Source organism: Streptomyces sp. NPDC058671, assembly GCF_042716475.1.
Lineage (GTDB): Bacteria > Actinomycetota > Actinomycetes > Streptomycetales > Streptomycetaceae > Streptomyces.
The window spans coordinates 1-16,649 of the sequence record NZ_JBHXSA010000002.1 but is presented as its reverse complement, the minus strand read 5'-3'; the positions used below and the strand labels follow the sequence as shown (position 1 = coordinate 16,649).

The 16,649-nt window shown below is 73.4% G+C and carries 14 protein-coding genes and 1 pseudogene; 1 reads left to right on the top strand and 14 read right to left on the bottom strand.

Translation table 11 applies throughout. The annotated features are described in order from the left end of the window. Window positions 1-254: 254 nt before the first annotated feature. From ACFWV2_RS02265 to ACFWV2_RS02225, 9 genes and pseudogenes are all read right to left on the bottom strand, one after another. Entirely contained in the window at window positions 255-965 is a 711-nt protein-coding gene (locus ACFWV2_RS02265; RefSeq protein WP_384400387.1) for a GntR family transcriptional regulator, read from the bottom strand. A 121-nt stretch (window positions 966-1,086) separates the two neighbouring features. After that, window positions 1,087-2,091 carry a proline racemase family protein gene (locus ACFWV2_RS02260; RefSeq protein ID WP_384400384.1) on the bottom strand — a complete coding sequence of 335 codons (1,005 nt, stop codon included), beginning with the start codon at window positions 2,089-2,091 and terminating at the stop codon, window positions 1,087-1,089. A 135-nt stretch (window positions 2,092-2,226) separates the two neighbouring features. Continuing rightward, on the bottom strand, window positions 2,227-3,090 hold the full coding sequence (locus tag ACFWV2_RS02255; RefSeq protein WP_384401419.1) for a dihydrodipicolinate synthase family protein: 864 nt from the start codon (window positions 3,088-3,090) through the stop codon (window positions 2,227-2,229). A 184-nt stretch (window positions 3,091-3,274) separates the two neighbouring features. Next, window positions 3,275-4,750 carry an FAD-dependent oxidoreductase gene (locus ACFWV2_RS02250; protein ID WP_384400381.1) on the bottom strand — a complete coding sequence of 492 codons (1,476 nt, stop codon included), beginning with the start codon at window positions 4,748-4,750 and terminating at the stop codon, window positions 3,275-3,277. Beyond that, a complete protein-coding gene (locus ACFWV2_RS02245; protein WP_384400378.1) occupies window positions 4,731-5,069 on the bottom strand; it encodes a (2Fe-2S)-binding protein in 339 nt (112 codons plus the stop codon). Before ACFWV2_RS02245 ends, ACFWV2_RS02250 begins: the two co-directional genes overlap by 20 nt. 218 nt (window positions 5,070-5,287) lie before the next feature. Further along, window positions 5,288-6,427: pseudogene (locus ACFWV2_RS02240) on the bottom strand (NAD(P)/FAD-dependent oxidoreductase); the annotation flags it as partial. Window positions 6,428-6,513: 86 nt separating this feature from the next. Then, window positions 6,514-8,928, bottom strand: a complete 2,415-nt coding sequence (locus ACFWV2_RS02235) for a collagenase (protein ID WP_384400376.1) — start codon at window positions 8,926-8,928, stop codon at window positions 6,514-6,516. A 199-nt stretch (window positions 8,929-9,127) separates the two neighbouring features. Further along, window positions 9,128-10,360 (bottom strand): cation:proton antiporter, encoded by a 1,233-nt coding sequence (locus tag ACFWV2_RS02230; RefSeq protein ID WP_384400373.1) that lies wholly within the window; start codon window positions 10,358-10,360, stop codon window positions 9,128-9,130. Window positions 10,361-10,367: 7 nt separating this feature from the next. Next, window positions 10,368-10,838: a cation:proton antiporter regulatory subunit gene (locus tag ACFWV2_RS02225; protein WP_384400370.1), complete on the bottom strand. Its 471-nt coding sequence runs from the start codon at window positions 10,836-10,838 to the stop codon at window positions 10,368-10,370. A 157-nt stretch (window positions 10,839-10,995) separates the two neighbouring features. On the opposite strand from ACFWV2_RS02225, the gene ACFWV2_RS02220 reads away from it, so the two are divergent. Continuing rightward, a complete protein-coding gene (locus tag ACFWV2_RS02220; RefSeq protein WP_384400367.1) occupies window positions 10,996-11,661 on the top strand; it encodes a 4'-phosphopantetheinyl transferase in 666 nt (221 codons plus the stop codon). Between the two features lie 264 nt (window positions 11,662-11,925). Here ACFWV2_RS02220 and ACFWV2_RS02215 read toward each other — a convergent pair whose 3' ends face one another. From ACFWV2_RS02215 to ACFWV2_RS02195, 5 genes are all read right to left on the bottom strand, one after another. Further along, window positions 11,926-12,882, bottom strand: a complete 957-nt coding sequence (locus ACFWV2_RS02215; RefSeq protein WP_384400364.1) for an ATP-binding cassette domain-containing protein — start codon at window positions 12,880-12,882, stop codon at window positions 11,926-11,928. Window positions 12,883-12,887: 5 nt separating this feature from the next. Further along, the gene (locus tag ACFWV2_RS02210) at window positions 12,888-13,106 is read right to left on the bottom strand and encodes an MbtH family protein (RefSeq protein WP_384400362.1); all 219 of its coding nucleotides are present in this window, start codon (window positions 13,104-13,106) and stop codon (window positions 12,888-12,890) included. A 4-nt stretch (window positions 13,107-13,110) separates the two neighbouring features. Continuing rightward, the gene (locus ACFWV2_RS02205; RefSeq protein WP_384400360.1) at window positions 13,111-14,445 is read right to left on the bottom strand and encodes a cytochrome P450; all 1,335 of its coding nucleotides are present in this window, start codon (window positions 14,443-14,445) and stop codon (window positions 13,111-13,113) included. Between the two features lie 160 nt (window positions 14,446-14,605). Further along, window positions 14,606-15,427, bottom strand: a complete 822-nt coding sequence (locus ACFWV2_RS02200) for an ABC transporter permease (protein WP_384400356.1) — start codon at window positions 15,425-15,427, stop codon at window positions 14,606-14,608. Then, the coding region (locus ACFWV2_RS02195; protein ID WP_384400353.1) for a thioesterase domain-containing protein at window positions 15,421-16,649 on the bottom strand (1,229 nt) is incomplete at its 5' end. The genes ACFWV2_RS02200 and ACFWV2_RS02195, both read right to left, overlap by 7 nt.

Here is a 16,649-nt window from a genome sequence, read left to right as displayed (position 1 = left end):
GATCGCGCTTCAGCGGCACGGTGCGGCGGCTGTCGCGTCGGCTGCGGCCCGGGACGACGGCAGCCGTCGCGGTCCGTGACCGGAAGGCCGGAGCGTCCCTACGCGAATGCCGCCTCTCGGCGGACGTGCACGTCGTCATCGGCGCCGACACGAAGCTGTTCATCGCCGCGGTCCGGCCGATGCCCCGCCACACCGCTGACGCGAGCGGGGTGGACGCGGGGATCAGGCGCGGGAGCAGGAGCAGGTGCGGGGCGCTACCTTCCGCCGTCCTTGGCGGTTCGCGCGCGGCCCGGCGGGGTGTCTCGGGCGTCGGCCCACAGGGACCGCACATGGCCGAGGTGGCGGCGCATGCACGCCTCCGCGCCGCGTGCGTCGCCGGCGAGCATCAGGTCGAGGAGTTCCAGGTGTTCCTCGGCGGAGGAGACGAGTCTGCCCGCCTCGTCCAGACCGGTCAGCCCGTAGAGGCGGGAGCGCTTGCGCAGTTCCCCGACCGTCTCGACCAGGCGTTCGTTGCCGGAGAGGGCGAGCAGCGCGAGATGGAAGCGGCGGTCCGCCTCCAGATAGCCGATGAGGTCGTGCTCGCGGGCCCGCGCGACGATCTCCTCGGCCACCGGGCGCAGCGCCTCCAGCTGCTCCCGGTCGGCCTTCCGGGTGACGCGGCCGATGGTGGGGACCTCGATGAGGGTCCGCAGTTCGGTGAACTGGTCGAGGTCCCGTTCGCTGACCTCCGTGATGCGGAAGCCCTTGTTGCGGACGGGTTCGACCAGGCCCTCCCGGGCCAGGTCGAGCATGGCCTCGCGGACGGGGGTCGCGGAGACACCGAGGTCGCTCGCGAGGCCGGGCGCCGAGTAGACCTGACCGGGGCGCAGTTCGCCGGCGATCAGGGCGGCGCGGAGGGCGTGCCCGACCTGGTCGCGGAGCCGTTCCTGCGCCCTGACGAGGCCGTACTGCTTCAGGTCACCCATCGTGCGTCCTCCGAGAAGTCACGGAGGGGCATCGTACAATGTCACGTTTCTCTAGCGGGAGCGGAAGTGACGGGGGGCGTTACGGAGGGCCGGTATCGAAGGGGGCGGGAGTTACGGGCGGTCAGAGCAGGAAGCCGGCGGGGAAGGGGTCCTCCGGGTCGAGGAAGTACTGGGCCGTGCCGGTGATCCAGGCGCGGCCGGTGACGGTCGGCACGACGGCCGGCCGGCCGGCGACTTCCGTCTCCTCGACGATCCGTCCGGTGAACTCGGTGCCGATGAACGACTCGTTGACGAAGTCGACTCCGGGGGCGAGGAGTCCCCGCGCGTGCAGCTGCGCCAGTCGCGCGCTGGTGCCGGTGCCGCACGGCGAGCGGTCGAACCAGCCGGGGTGAATGGCCATGGCGTGGCGCGAGCGGACCGCGTCGGAGCCGGGCGCGGCCAGGTAGACGTGTTTCACCCCGGCGATGGCCGGGTCCTCCGGGTGGACCGGCCGGTCGGGGCCGGCGTTGACCGCCTCCATGACGGCGAGTCCGGCGGCGAGCAGCTCGTCCTTGTGGGCCGGGTCGAACGGCAGACCCAGGGAGTCGAGGGTGACGAAGGCGTAGAAGTTGCCGCCGTAGGCGAGGTCGTAGGTGACGGTGCCGTACCCGGGCACGTCCGCCTTCAGGTCGAGCCCGGCCGCGAAGGACGGCACGTTGGTCAGGGTGACGGAGCGGGCCTGCCCGTCCTCGACGCGGACGTCGACGCTCACGAGCCCCGCCGGGGTGTCGAGGCGGACGGTGGTGACCGGTTCGACGACCGGCACCATGCCCGTCTCGACGAGGACGGTGGCGACGCCGATGGTGCCGTGACCGCACATCGGGAGAAGCCCCGACACCTCGATGAACAGGACGCCGTAGTCGGCGTCGGGGCGGGTGGGCGGCTGGAGGATCGCCCCGCTCATGGCCGCGTGGCCGCGCGGCTCGTACATGAGGAGGGTACGGACGTGGTCCAGGTGCTCGACGAAGTGGAGCCGCTTTTCGGCCATCGTGGCGCCGGGGATCACCCCGACGCCACCGGTGATCACCCGGGTGGGCATGCCTTCGGTGTGGGAGTCCACCGCGTGGTAGACGTGACGGGTGCGCATGGGGTCCCCTTCGGGTCGGCGTGCGGAGGAGTACGGGGGCGGGAACGGGACGCGGTGGAACGGGCGTTGGTCTGCGTGGCCTACGGCCTCTGTCGTCCGACCGGCCGGACCGGGCGGGCCCTCGGCGAGGCCGACCTACGCGTGGCCCTCGGCGAGGGCCTTCTCCGTCGCCGCGCGTACGGCCGTCTCCTGCTCCGTTGTCAGCGGGAGGCGGGGCGCCCGGGTGGGGCCGCCGGTCCGGCCCGCGACGTCCATCGACAGTTTGATCGCCTGGACGAACTCGACCTTGGAGTCCCAACGGAAGAGTCCGTGCAGGGACTTGTACAGGGGGACCGCCGTGTCCAGATCCCCCGCCACGGCGGCACGGTAGAGCGTGGCGCAGGTGCGCGGGAAGGCGTTGGGATAGCCCGCGACCCAGCCGACCGCACCGGCCAGGACCAGTTCGAGAAGGACGTCGTCGGCGCCGACCAACAGGTCGAGTCCGGGTGCGAGTTCGGCGATCTCGTAGGCGCGGCGGACGTCCCCGCTGAACTCCTTGACCGCGACGATGCTGCCGTCGGCGTGCAGGCGGGCCAGCAGGGCCGGGGTCAGGTCGACCTTGGTGTCGAACGGGTTGTTGTACGCGACGACGGGCAGCCCGGCGCCCGCGACCTGCGCGAAGTGGGCGCGTACGGAGCGCTCGTCGGCCCGGTAGGCGTTGGGCGGCAGGAGCAGCACCGAGCCGGCCCCCGCCTCGGCGGCCTGTTCGGCCCAGCGCAGGGCCTCGGCGCCGCCGTACGCGGAGACGCCGGGCATGACCCGGGATCCGTCCCCGGCCGCTTCGACGGCGGTCCGTACGACCTGGGCGCGTTCCGCGTCGGTGAGGGTCTGGTACTCGCCCAGCGAGCCGTTCGGGACGACACCGTCGCAGCCCTGGGCGATCAGCCAGGAGACGTGGCGCGCGTAGGCGTCGTGATCGACGGAGCCGTCGCCGCGCAGGGGGAGGGTGGTGGCGACCATGATGCCGTGCCAGGGGTGGGCGCGGGGCGCGGGGGCCTGCCCCTGGGCACTGGGAAATGTGCGGGGCGTGTGGGAATCGCGGGGCTCGTGGGCCATGGAAGAACTCCCTTGTGTGGTGTGTGACATTTTACTCGTGCGCGCGCCGGCCACAAGTGCATCCTGTGGCATCCGACTTGATGGAAGGTCAGTTGCGCGACGGTGGGGCCGGTAGCTCGGCCAGATGCCGGAGGGGTACGGGGCAGGAGAGCGGGCGCCGGTCCGGGGCGCCCTCGGGGGTGCCCGCGAGCGCCGCCACGGCGGGCCCGCACGTCCGGCCCTGGCACCATCCCATCCCGGCCCGGGTGAACAGCTTGACCGTACGGGCGTCCCGCGCGCCCAGCGTGTCGACGGCCTCCACGACCCGCGCGACGGGCACCTCCTCGCAGCGGCAGATCTCGGTGTCCTCCCGCAACCAGTCCGTCCATCCGACGCCGGGCCGGTGCACGGCCCCCATCGCCTCGGCGAACCCGCGCAGCCGGTCGCGGTGACGCCGGGCGGCGGTCGGTCCACGCGCGTTCCGTACCCCCGGCGGCCCGACCCCGAGGAGGGACCGGGCGACGGACTCCACCGCCAACTCCCCCTCCAGTACGGCCAGTCGCGCCCCGCCGACGCCACCGGGCTCACCGGCCGCCCAGATGCCGGGGACAGAGGTCGACTGGTCGGTGTCGAGGACGAGGGCAGACGTCCCGTCGGCGGACGTCCGGGTCGCGCAGCCGAGAGCGGTGGCCAGTTCCAGCTGGGGTACGAGCCCGTGGCCCACCGCGACCGCGTCGCACGGGACCCGTCGGCCGGTGCCGGGTACGGGGCGCCAGTCGGGGTCGAGCCGCGCCACGGTGACCGCCTCCACACGGTCGGTGCCGTGTGCCTCGACGACCGCGTGGCGGGTGAGGACCCTGACGCCGTGGCGGAGCAAGGTCCCTCCGTGCGTCGCGCCTTCGGCGAGCTTGGCCGGGTTGCGCAGCACGTCGGGCGCGAACTTCGCGTACCCCAGATACGTCCCGGCCTCGACGACGACCGGGACGCGTGCGCCCGCCGTCGCCAGGGAACACGCGACCGCCAGGAGCAGCGGGCCGCTGCCGGCGACGACGACGCGGCGCCCCGGCAGGACGAGCCCGCTCTTGAGCATGGCCTGCGCTCCCCCGGCTGCGACGACCCCCGGCAGTGTCCAGCCGGGAAAGGGCAGTTGGCGTTCGTACGAGCCCGTGGCCAGGACCACGGCACGAGCGCGTACGGTCACGGCCTTGTCGTCGGCGGTGGCGACCGCGTGCAGCCGCCACGCGGGGCCCTCGGGCACCACGGTCCAGACGTGGCACCCCGGGCGGTAGGTGACCCGTCCCGAACGGACGAACCCGTCCAGGGTCGCCGTCCGCCGGGCGAAGGCACGCCAGTCGTGGTGGAGCGCCTCCGGACGCAGCGCGCCCAGTGCGGGCGCCGGATGCCGGTGGTACTGGCCGCCGGGGCGGTCCCCGGCGTCGAACAGGGCCACGCGGAGGCCGAGCCGCGCCGCCTCCACGGTCGCGGCCAGTCCGGCCGGACCGGCACCGACGACGGCCAGGTCGAACGGGTCGCCTCCGGCAGCGTCGTGCGGCTCGGGTCCCGTGTCACACGGTGAGGTCGGCACGGCCGGTCCCCTCCTGCGTCGTGACGGTGGCGCCGGGGCGGGCCGGGGTGAGACAGGCGCGCTGGTTGGGGCGCCCGTCGACGGTGACGAGGCAGTCGTAGCAACTGCCCATCCCGCAGAAGACACCGCGCGGGGCGCCCGAGACGCGCGTGGTGCGCCAGGTCAGGATGCCCGCGCTCCACAGGGCGGCCGCGAGGGACTGCCCGGCGAGCGCGGGCACCGGACGCCCGTCGAAGTCGACGGTGAACGCGTCCGACGCGGCTCCGCCGACCAGGGAACGCGGGGTCCGGGCGCCGGACGCGGGACGACGTCGTCTCATGGTGCGGTCTCCCGGGGGGTGGGGGTGGGGTCTGGTGCGGAGCCGGGACCGGGGGCCGGGAAGGCCCCGGAGGTGGAATCGGCAACCGCTGGATCGAAGCCGGGGCCGGGACCGAAGCCGGGGCCGGAGCCAGGACCGGAACCGAGTCCGGAACCGGAACCGAGTTCGGGGGCGGGGCCGGAGCAGGGATCGGGGGCAGCCGTGGCGGTGGCGTCCGCCGTGAAGCGTTCCGGGCGGAACGGGAAGTGGTTCAGGGGTGGGGGCTCCCCCGTCAGCGCCGCCGCCACGAGGAGGCCCGTGGCCGGGGCCAGGCCGATGCCCGCGCCCTCGTGGCCGCACGCGTGGTGGAGGCCCGGGACGCGCGGGTCGGGTCCGATCGCCGGCAGGTGGTCCGGCAGGTAGGGCCGGAAGCCGTGGTAGGCGCGCAGTACCCGCACGTCGGCGAGGACCGGGAAGAGCGCGGCCGCCTGGGACGCGAGCCTGCGCAGGGCCTGGACGGAGAGCGAACGGTCGAAGCCCACCCGCTCCCGGGTGGCGCCGATGAGGACCGGCCCCGCGGGAGTGCCCTCGACGACGGCCGAGGACTGGAGCGCGGCGGAGCCGCTGGCCACGTCGGCGATGTAGTCGGCGGCGTACACCTTGTGCCGTACGACACGGGGCAGGGGCTCGGTCACCAGCACGAACCCGCGCCGGGGCAGTACCGGCAGGTCCGTGCCCGCCAGGGCGGCGACGGCTCCGCCCCATGTCCCGGCCGCGTTGACCACGGCGGGCGCGGCGAGTTCGCGGCGGGCCGTGCGGACGCCGCGTACCGCTCCCGAGGGGGTGCGGAGGATGGCGGTGACCTCCTCGCCGAGGTGGACGGCGGCGCCGGAGGCGGCGAGGAGACGGGCGGCGGCGCGGGCCGGCTGGATCTGGGCGTCCTGCGGGTAGAGGAAGCCGCCCGCGAGACCGTCGGCGAGGTGCGGTTCGAGGGTGCGCAGGGTGTCGCCGGGGACCTCGGCGGCCTCCACCCCCGCGGCCCGCTGGCTCTCGGCGTAGGTGCGCAGGGCCAGGAGCGTGGCGGTGTCGGGGGCCACCACGAGGCCGCCCTTCGTCTCGTACTCCATGTCCTGCGGCAGTGCGGCGGCGAGTTCGCGCCAGAGGCGTACGGAGAGCAGCGCGAGGTCGAGTTCGGGGCCGGGCTCCTTGTCGGAGACGAGGAGATTGCCTTCTCCGGCGCCGGTGGTTCCCCCGGCGACGGGTCCGCGGTCGACGACGGCGACGGAGAGTCCCGCGCGACCTGCGTAGTACGCGCAGGCGGCTCCGACGACGCCCGCGCCGATGATCACGGCGTCCAGGGTCCGCAGTCTCTTGGGCACGGCAGTAATATGTCACATTCTTTGGAAGGGGAACAGGGTGCGGAGTCCGCTCAACTCCGCACCCCGTCAGATGGGTTGGTCCACGGTCAGCCGCGCAGCGGTCCCTCGCAGTGGTAGCTCGACGTTCCCGCGCGTCCGCCGGTCCAGATGTCGACCGGACCGAAGGAGCAGTTCATGTCGGCGAGGTTGTTCGAGGCCGCGCCCGCCCGGTCGAGGAGGAAGTAGTCGACCGTCTCGGACATGTCCTTGAACACCTGGTCGGCGCTGCCCGCGTTCGCGAGGTTGGCCGTGACGCGTCCGGTGCAGGTGAAGCGGCGACCGCCGGGCTCGCCGCTCTCCGCGCAGACGGGGGTGCTGGACGTCGCGGCGGCGAAGGAGGCCGCGACGTCGGCGGCCCGGGAGTCCCGGAGCTGTGCGACGGGTGTGAACGTGGTGGCCGGCACGAAGAGCCGGTCGACGTCGGCGATCGCCGCGTCCAGGAAGCGGTCGTAGCCGCGCTGCACCGACGGGTCCGCGCCGAGCCGCTCACGCCAGGCGTCGTACGCGGCGACGTCGTTGCCGCGCAGGTGCTTGTACATCTCGCGCAGCGCGGCCGGCCTGTCGGTCCAGAGGTACTCGAAGAAGGTGCCGGCGTACGCGTAGAAGCGGAAGCCGTCGCCGTCGTACGTGGCGTGCAGGATCTGCCGTACGGTCATGCGCGGTCCGCCGCCCGCCGTGTCGGCGATGACGCTGCGGACGAGGGACTTGCGGACGGCGACGCCGTCGTCGCGGGTCGCTCCGTCGAAGAACTCGGCCGTGCCCTCGTCCATCGCCGTGGTGCGGTCGCCCTGGTACCAGGGGCCCTCGCCGAAGAAGCCGGGCACCGCGTAACGGCCGTTGAGGTAGTGCGTGTACTCGTGCCGGAACAGCTCTTCGAGGGTCAGCGAGGAGTCCTGCGGGACGCGCCGCTCATAGGTGTAGAAGGTGGCGCCGCGCTCGATGTAGATGCCGCCGTTGTTCGTGTCCATCCCGGTGAGGATGGGGTGGTACTTCTCGTAGTCCGCGCGGGAGGCGTACAGGACGATGTTCAGGGAGGTGTTGGGGTCGCCCGCCAGCGGCTCCTGTGTGCCGAGCACCCGGTGGAACTGCGCCTTGACCTGCTTGCTCGCGTAGTAGAGCGTGTCGACGGTCGTGCGCGGCAGCCCGGTGCGGACCTTGATCGCGCCGCTGTCGTACGGGTACGTGTACGGGAAGATCCGGCGCTCGATGTCCGCCTTGCAGACCCCGTACGGGGCGCAGGCCTCGTAGACGTTCAGCCAGGAGACCAGCGAGGCCCACGGGGCGCTGCCGGTGCCGAAGGTTCTCTCGACCGGGCCGAGGAGGGCGCCCAGGTCCGCGACGACCGCCGGGCGCAGTCCCTGGATCTGGCCGAAGCGGCCGTACTCGCCCAGGGCGTCACGGGCGACCCAGCTGTTGGCGGTGTCCTTCAGGTGCCCGTATCCCGAGAAGGCCTTGAAGGCGGCGCGGTACGCGGGGTCGGCGGCGGCGGCCGCGTGGAAGGCGGTGTCCTGGTTGCCGGGGTAGACGCCGAGGTAGTTGAGGGAGAGCGCGGCGAGCGCGGCGCCCGCCCAGGCCGGGTCGAGGTGCGTCGCGGGGTGCGCCGCGTCCATCGTCGCGAGTGTCCGGCGGATCAGGGGCAGTTGGTGCTGCCGGAGCCCCGGGGCGCTCGCCGCGTACAGGGCCTCGCGGAGGGTGTCGGCGTTGGTGGGGGTGACGTCGAAGGTGCGCGGGGCCGTGCCGTGGGCGGCGACAGCCCGTCGCACGGCGTCGACGGTCGGGGCGTCGGTGGTGTCGATCTCGTCGCGCGAGAAGTCGTGGTACGCCACCGCGTGGAGGTAGGTGAACATCTCCTCCAGGTGGGAGGAGTTCTTTCCGTCGTGGCCGGGCGCGAGGGTGGTGGCGCGGCGCGCGACGGCCTGGACGTGGGCGTCGGACATGACCGGCGCGAGCCGGGTGTCCCAGGTCCAGACGAGTCCGCGCAGACAGCCGTCGGCGGTCACGGCGGGGTCGGCGAGGAAGTCGGCGAACCGTTCGGGGGTGAGGCCGGTGACCCCGTCGAGGCTGCAGGGCGCGGCGGCGGCCCGCCGGTGCGCTCGCGGCGGTCGCGCGGCGGGGTCGGAGACGACTCCGGGGAGGCGGCCGGCCGGGTCGGAGACGGCTCCGGGTGTCCGGCCGGCGGAGTCGGTTGCGGCGGCGTGTGTCCGGTCGGCGGGGTCGGGGGCGGCGCCGGGTATGCGGCCGTCCGTGGCGCCGCCGGGGGCGGGGGCCGGGGCGGCGAGGGCCGGGGGCGCGGACGCGAGCCGTTCGACCTCGTCGTAGGGGTGCGGCTGCCACGCGGCGGCCACGGTCGGTGAAGTGCGGGGTGCGGCGGCCGCGCCGGCGGTCTGGCCGAGCGGTAGGAGCAGGCCGACCGCGAGGGCGGGGGCGAGCAGAGCGCTGCGCACGGATCTGTGCTGGGACACCAGAACTCCTGTCGAGGAGGGGGATGTGGGGGTGGTTCCCAGTCAACTCGGTTGCCTATAAGCCGAGTTGACGTTCTTTCCAGCGGAGGTGCGAGCAGTACCATAGTAATGTGAAATTGCACTGACAAGGGGCTGGCGCGATTCCGGCGCAAAGGAAACCGGGGGACCCCCTGGAGGGCCCCCCGGAACGACGGGTTCCTCAGACGCGGTCGGAGGCCGCCTCCGGCGCCGTGACCGTCTCCGGCGTCAGATGCTCCGGGGACGGCGGGTTCTTCGCCCGGCGCCCTGTGAGGCGGGTGGCCACGGGCTCCGTGAAGCGGGCTGTGAGCGGTCCGATGACGACGAGGATCAGGACGTACGCGGTGGCGAACGGCCCCAGTTGCGGCTGCACCCCCGCGGTGACGGCCAGCCCGGCGATGACGATGGAGAACTCGCCGCGCGCCACCAGGGCGCCGCCCGCCCGCCAACGCCCCTTGGTCCCGATCCCGGCGCGGCGCGCCGCCCAGTACCCGGTGGCGATCTTCGTCAGCGCGGTGACGACGGCCAGGGCCAGCGCGGGCAGGATCACCGGCGGGATGCTGGCGGGGTCGGTGTGCAGTCCGAAGAAGACGAAGAAGACCGCGGCGAACAGGTCGCGCAGCGGGCTCAGCAGCGCGTGGGCGCCGTCGGCGACCTCACCGGAGAGGGCGATGCCGACGAGGAACGCGCCGACGGCCGCCGAGACCTGGAGCTGCTGGGCGATGCCCGCGACGAGCAGGGTGAGGCCGAGGACGACGAGGAGCAGTTTCTCCGGGTCGTCGCTGGAGACGAAACGGGAGATGAGGCGCCCGTATCGGACGGCGACGAACAGGACGGCCCCCGCCACACCGAGAGCGATGGCGAGCGTCGCACTGCCCGCGGCGAGACCGACGCCCGCGAGGAGCGCGGTGACGATGGGCAGGTAGACGGCCATGGCGAGGTCTTCGAGGACCAGGATGCTCAGGATGACCGGGGTCTCGCGGTTGCCCAGGCGCCCCAGGTCTCCGAGGACCTTGGCGATGACCCCGGAGGACGAGATCCAGGTGACGCCCGCGAGGACGACGGCGGCGACCGGGCCCCAGCCGAGGAGCAGCGCGGTCGCGGCGCCCGGCAGGGCGTTGAGGGCGAAGTCGACAAGGCCGGCCGGGTACTGGGTCTTGAGGTTGGAGACGAGATCGCTCGCGGTGTACTCGAGGCCGAGCATGAGGAGCAGGAGGATCACCCCGATCTCGGCGCCGATGGCGACGAACTCCTCGCTGGCGCCGAGCGGCAGGAGACCGCCCTTGCCGAAGGCGAGCCCCGCGAGGAGGTAGAGGGGTATCGGGGAGAAGCGGAACCGGCCGGCGAAGCGCCCGAGCAGACCGAGGCCGAGGATGATGGCGCCGAATTCGATCAGGAAGACCGCGGAGTGCACGCCTGCCTCACTCCCGACCGAGGATCGTGGCGGCGGCGTCGACGCCCTCGCGGGTGCCTATGACGATGAGCGTGTCGCCGCCGGCCAGCCGGAACGCGGGCGTCGGGGACGGTACGGCCCCGGAGCGGCGCAGGACGGCGACGATGGAGGCACCGGCGTCGGTACGCATCCGGGTCTCGCCGAGGACCCGCCCGTTCCAGTACGAGTGGGCGGACAGCTCGATGCGTTCGGCCACCAGCCCCAGGTCGGTGGTGTGCAGGACGTTGGGGCTGTGGTGGGCGGGCATCAGGGCGTCGATCAGCGAGGCCGTCTCGGCCTCGGTGAGGTGCAGCGACTGGGCGCAGGCGTCGGGGTCGTCGGCCCGGTACACGTTCACGGTCCGGGTCCCGTCGCGGTGCGCGATGACCGACAGCTGACGGTGCTCCCGGGTGCTGAGGTCGTATTGGACTCCGATGCCGGGCAGGGGGGTCGTTCTCATCCGGGGAGCGGGCACGGGGCCGTCGCCTCCTGTCGATCGTGGGCGGTCGATGCGCACCCATGGTGTCATCCGTCCGGAACGCCCGATCGGACCGTCGGTAGGCTGGGCTCCCCGTCGGCGCCGGTGTGGGCGTCGACCCCGTGCCGTGAGGGGCGTCGTGATCGAGGAGCTGGTACCCGCGCCCGCGAGCGCGGCGCACGCCTTCCGCGACTGCGAGTCGGCCGTCCGGGAGCTGTTTCCCGAAGAGGCCGCCGCCGTCGCGCTCGCCCTGCCGAAACGGCGGCAGGAGTACGCCGTCGTCCGCATGTGCGCCCGGCGCGCGATGGGCGCGCTCGGTGTGGAGGCGGTGGCGCTCGTGGCGGGGGAACGGGGGGCGCCGCGGTGGCCCGCCGGTCTCGTGGGAAGCATGACCCACTGCGCCGGGTACCGCGCGGCGGTGGTCGGCCGGGTCTCCGACTACCGAGGGCTCGGCATCGACGCCGAGCCGAACGCGCCCCTCGACGACGACGTCCTGGAGTTCGTCTCCCTGCCGCGGGAGCGCGCCCGGCTCCGCGAGCTGGCCGCGTCCGCGCCGGAGGTCCGCTGGGACCGTCTGCTGTTCAGCGCCAAGGAGGCGGTGTTCAAGGTCTGGTACCCGCTGACCCGGCGCGAGCTGGACTTCGGGGACGCGGACGTCCGGATCGACCCGGAGGCCGGGACGTTCACCGCGCGCATATCCCTCCCGGACCACGGCCCGGACGGCGACCGTCTGAAGGTCCTCGAAGGCCGCTGGCTCTGCCGCGACGGCCTCGTCGTGACGGCCGTCGCCCTCCGGCGCGCGTAGCCGGAGGGCGGGCGCCGGAGGGCTGTGACGCGGGTGGGAGGTTACGGCCGGTGGCGGCGCCGACGGCCCCGGGTCACCGCGCGGGGCCGATCGCCGGACGCCGGGCCACCGCGCGGGGAGCCGAAGGCCGCGACCTCCGTCTCTCCCCCGTGACCTGAGGCCGACGTCCCGGCCTTGTCCGTCACGAGCCGGCGCCTCCGGGCCCTCGGCGGGGTGACGCGCGGGGGTCGGATGCGTCGTCGCCGGGGCCCGGAGGGGCCGGGGTCATTCCGCCGGCCGGCCCGTCAGATGCGCGAAGACATCGTCGAGGGTCGGCCTGCGCACGGTGAAGTCGCTGACCCGGATGCCCGCGTCGCGCAGCGCGACGGCGACGTCGGCGACGTCACCGAGACCGTCGTCGAGCTGGATGGCGACCGTGCCCTTGGCGGCGTCCACCGTCGGCACCGTCGTCAGCGCCGGTCCGAGGGCGGTGAGGACCGCACCCACCTCCGACGGGTCCGGCACCGTCACTTCGAGCCACTCCCGTCCCACCTTGCGCTTCAGAGCGTCGGGGGTGCCGTCGGCGATCACCCGGCCGGAGTCGACGACCGCGATCTGGTCCGCGAGGAAGTCGGCCTCCTCCAGGTACTGCGTCGTCAGGAGCAGGGTGACGCCGTTGTCCACCAGCTCGCGAACCAGCTCCCACAGCGCCATCCGGCTCACCGGGTCGAGACCCGTGGTCGGCTCGTCGAGGAACAGGACGGGGGGCGAGGTGAGGAGACAGCTCGCCAGGTCGAGCCGCCTCCGCATGCCACCGGAGTAGGTGCGGGCCGGCCGGTGGGCCACGGCGGTGAGACCGAAGCGCTCCAGGAGCTCGTCCGCACGCCGGCGCGCCGGACGGCGGCCGAGGTGCAGCAGCCTGCCGAGCAGCGTCAGGTTCTCGTGCCCGGTGAGGATCTCGTCGACGGCCGCGTACTGGCCCGCGAGGCCGATGCGCCGGCGTACCTCGTGCGGCTGCCGGGCCACGTCGAATCCGGCGACCTCCGCGTGCCCGCCGTCCGGCGCCACGAGCGTCGTGAGCACCTGCACGGTGGTCGTCTTTCCCGCCCCGTTGGGGCCGAGCAGGCCGAGCACCGTGCCGGCGCGCACCTGGAGGTCGATGCCGGAGAGCGCCTCGACGTCCCCGTACCGCTTGCGCAGGCCCTCGGCCCGGATGGCCGTGTCCACCTCTGCCGCCCCCACCGCGCTCAGCGCACCGGGTCCGGGGCCTGCTCCCGCAGGCTGCGCGGGCGCATGTCCGTCCAGTTCTCCTCCACGTACGCGAGGGCCGTGTCATGGCTGCTCTCGCCGAGCGCCACGGTCCAGCCGTCGGGGATCTGCGCGAAGGCGGGCCAGAGGCAGTACTGGGCCTCGTCGTTCACCAGGACGAGGAACGTGCCGTTCTGGTCGTCGAAGGGGTTCGGCATGTGGTCACTTCCCATCTGTCGCGGACTCGCGGGTCCGCTCGACTGTGGCAGGGGGCGCTGACACCGGGCTGATGCCGCCGGTCGCGTCCGGGGTGGGGCGGTCCAGACGGACCGGGAGGGCGGTGTAGCCGTACACGAAGTTCGAGTGGAGCAGGCGCGGGCCGCCGAGCAGTTCGATGTGTCCGACCTTGTCCCGCAGGGCGCGGAGCATCGCCTCGACGTGGGTGCGGCCGAGGAAGGCGCCGATGCAGAAGTGCGGCCCGTGTCCGAAGGCCACGTGCTTGTTGGGCGTACGGGCCAGGTCGAAGCGCTCCGGGTCGGTGAAGACGTCCTCGTCGAAGTTGGCGGCGCTGTTCCACAGGGTGACCACGTCGCCCGCGGCGATCGTGCGGTCGCGGATCTCGACGTCGGTGAGGGCGCGCCGGCCGAAGTGCATGGCCGGGGTCGTCCAGCGGAGCACCTCCTCGGTGGCGGTGGCGGTGTCGACGGCCCCCTCCTTCAGCGCCTTCCACTGGTCGGGGTGTTCGGCCAGGGCGAGCACGGCGCCGACGGACGACATCCGGCTGGACTCGTCGCCGCCGAGGATGAGGCTGTAGCAGTTGAAGACGATCTCGTCCTCGGTGAGGAGCCGCCCGTCGACGGTGCCGGTGGCCAGGGCGCTGATCACGTCCTCGCCGGGGTGCCGGCGGCGCTGGGCGGCGAGGCCGGAGAAGTACAGGAGGATCTCGTTGCGCGCGAGCCACTCCTCCTCCGCCCCGTGCTCCTCGCTCGTACGGGAGAGGGTCATGGTGTTCCAGTGGACGAGCTGCTCGCGGTCCCCCACCGGCACGTCCATGAGGTCGCCGATGGTGTTGATCGGGATGTGGTCCGCGAGGTCGACGACGAAGTCGAACGCGCCTCGGTCCAGGGCCCCTGCGAGCAGGTCGGCCGTACGGAGGTTCACGCCCTCCACGACCGGCGCGAGGACGCGGGGCGAGAAGGACTTGAGCATGAGGTTGCGGATCTCGCGGTGCCGGGGCCCGTCGGTGACGGCGAGCATCTTCCCGGACGCCGAGTCCTCCCCCTGGAGCAGGGTGGCGAGGACGTTGCCCCGTTCGGACGTGAACCGCTTGTCGTCCCGGTAGACCGCGACGACGTCGGCGTGGCGGGAGAGCGCCCAGAACGGGGGTGCGCCCGGGGTGGCGCGGTGGTGGTGGACCGGCCGTTCGGCGCGGAACCGGGCCCAGATCGCCCTCAGGTCGGGGCGGGTGAAGGTGCGGGGGTCGGTGAGGTCGACGCTGTCGGGGTCGGGGACCTCCGGTCTCGCGGGGTCGGAGGGCTGCGGTGCGGTGGGTCTCATGGCGGGTGCTCCCTTCGGAACACGGCGGAGAGGGGCGGTGGGACCGCGGCGCACGGCGTAGGTGGTGCGGGGAGCGGTGGTGCGGGAACCGAGGTGCGGTGGGATCGCGGTGTGACGAGGGGCGGTGGGGCCGCGGCGCGCGGCCGCCGCGGCCCCGGTCTCACGATGCCGCCGTGCGGAAGCGGCGGAGGCTGAACAGCACGGTGAGGACGAAGACGGCGCCCAGGGAGATGGCGACGGCGAGGGACGCGTGCTCGCCCGGGAAGCTTCCGCCGGCCGCGGTGGGATTGCCCCACAGCTCGCGGGTCCAGGTGACCACGGCGCTGACCGGGTTCCACTCGGCGACCGGGCGCAGCCAGGCCGGCAGCCGGTCGACGGACTGGAAGGCGTTGGACAGGAAGGAGAGGAGGACGGTGACGAGACCCGCGACCACGTTGATCGTCTCCATGTTGCGGGAGAACAGGCCGAGGAGGACGCCGACCCAGAGCATCGCGTACATGAACACGGCGAGCAGGAGGAAGCCGGCCAGCACGGGCAGCGGGCCGCGCTCGGGCCGCCAGCCGAAGAGGACGCCGATGCCGGTGACGACGGCGAGCCCGATGAGGCCGACGGCCAGGTCGCCGAGGGTGTGGCCGAGGAGCACCGAGGGGCGGGCGATCGGCAGGCTGCGGAAGCGGTCGACGAGTCCGCCCCGCAGGTCGGCGGCGACGGCCACGGCGGTGGGGCCGATGCCGGCGAGCCCGACCTGGGCGGCCACGCCCGCGAACATGTACGTCTGGTAGTCGGATCCGCCTGTCACCGACAGCGATCCCTGGAAGAGGTAGCCGAGGACGATCATGGAGACGAGCGGGTTCATGATGATGCCGATGAGGCGGCCGGGCGCCCTGCGCAGCCGGTTCAGTCTCCGGCCCGCGACGGCGAGGGACTCCACGGCCAGGGCGATGGGCGGGGCGGGCCTGCGGACCTGGACGAGGGTCACCATGTCCGGTCACCGCCCCGCTGCCCGCCGTCCGCCGCGCCGACGTCCGCGGGACGGGTGTCCGCCGCGTCCAGCCGTGCGAGCGCGGCGTCGACGGCGCGGCCGACGACGGCCTGGGGGCCGGGGTGCATCAGGTACTCGTGGCCGCAGTCGACCGGGTGGATCCGGAGGTGTCCGTCCACGTGGTGCTCCCATCGTCGGGTCTGGTCGGCCAGTCGGTCCGCCGTCCATTCGCGGGTGGCGGTGAAGAGGTGCATGTCGCCGGTGAACCGGCCGGCGGTGAACCGTTCCATCAGGTCCCCGTGGGTCCGGGACAGCCGCAGCAGTCGCGGGATGCCGTGCTCGCCGAGCTCGGCCAGCGGATGGTTCTCCCGCCGCAGGACGTCGAGGAGTACGGCCGGGGTGAGCGGACGGTCGGTGAAGGCGGCCCGGCTGTGGCCGAGGGCTTCGAGGGCCCGCAGGAGCAGTTCCCGCTCGTCGTCCTCCTCGTCGCGTCCGGTGCTGCCGAGGTATCCGTCGAGGTTGGCGAGGAAGTCGACCCGCTCGCCCGCCTGTTGCAGCTGCACGGCGATCTCGTGGGCCAGCACGCCGCCGTAGGACCAGCCGAGGAGGCGGTACGGGCCGTGCGGTCGGATCCGCCGGATGTGGCCGATGTACTCGGTGGCCACGGCACGGAGGTCGTCGGGGATCGGGGAGGCGCCGCCGACGGCCGGAGACTGGAGGCCGTAGAGGGGGTGGCGGCGGTCGAGGTGCCGGGCGAGCCCGACGTACGGGAGGCTGAAGCCGAGCCCGCTGTGCACGAGGAAGACGGGGGGCGCGTCGCCGCCCGGCCGGATGGGGAGCACGGTGGAGAAGGGATCGAGGGTGTTCTCCTGGTCCGGTCCCGTCTTCTCGGCGCGGGTGGCGAGTGCGGCGACGGTGCGGTGCAGGACCACGTCGGCGACGCTGAGCCGCAGGCCGGCGGTCTGGGCGCGGCTGACGAGGCGGACGGCGAGGAGGGAGTGGCCGCCGAGTTCGAAGAAGCTGTCGTCGATGCCGACCCGTTCCAGGCCCAGGACCTGCGCGAACAACGCGCACAGCACCTCCTCCACCGGATCCCGGGGCATCCGCGAGGACACCACCGCACCCATGTCGGGCGCGGGCAACGCCTTCCGGTCGACCTTCCCGCTCGGCGTCAACGGCAACGCGTCCAGAACCACCACCACCGGCACCATGTACTCCGGCA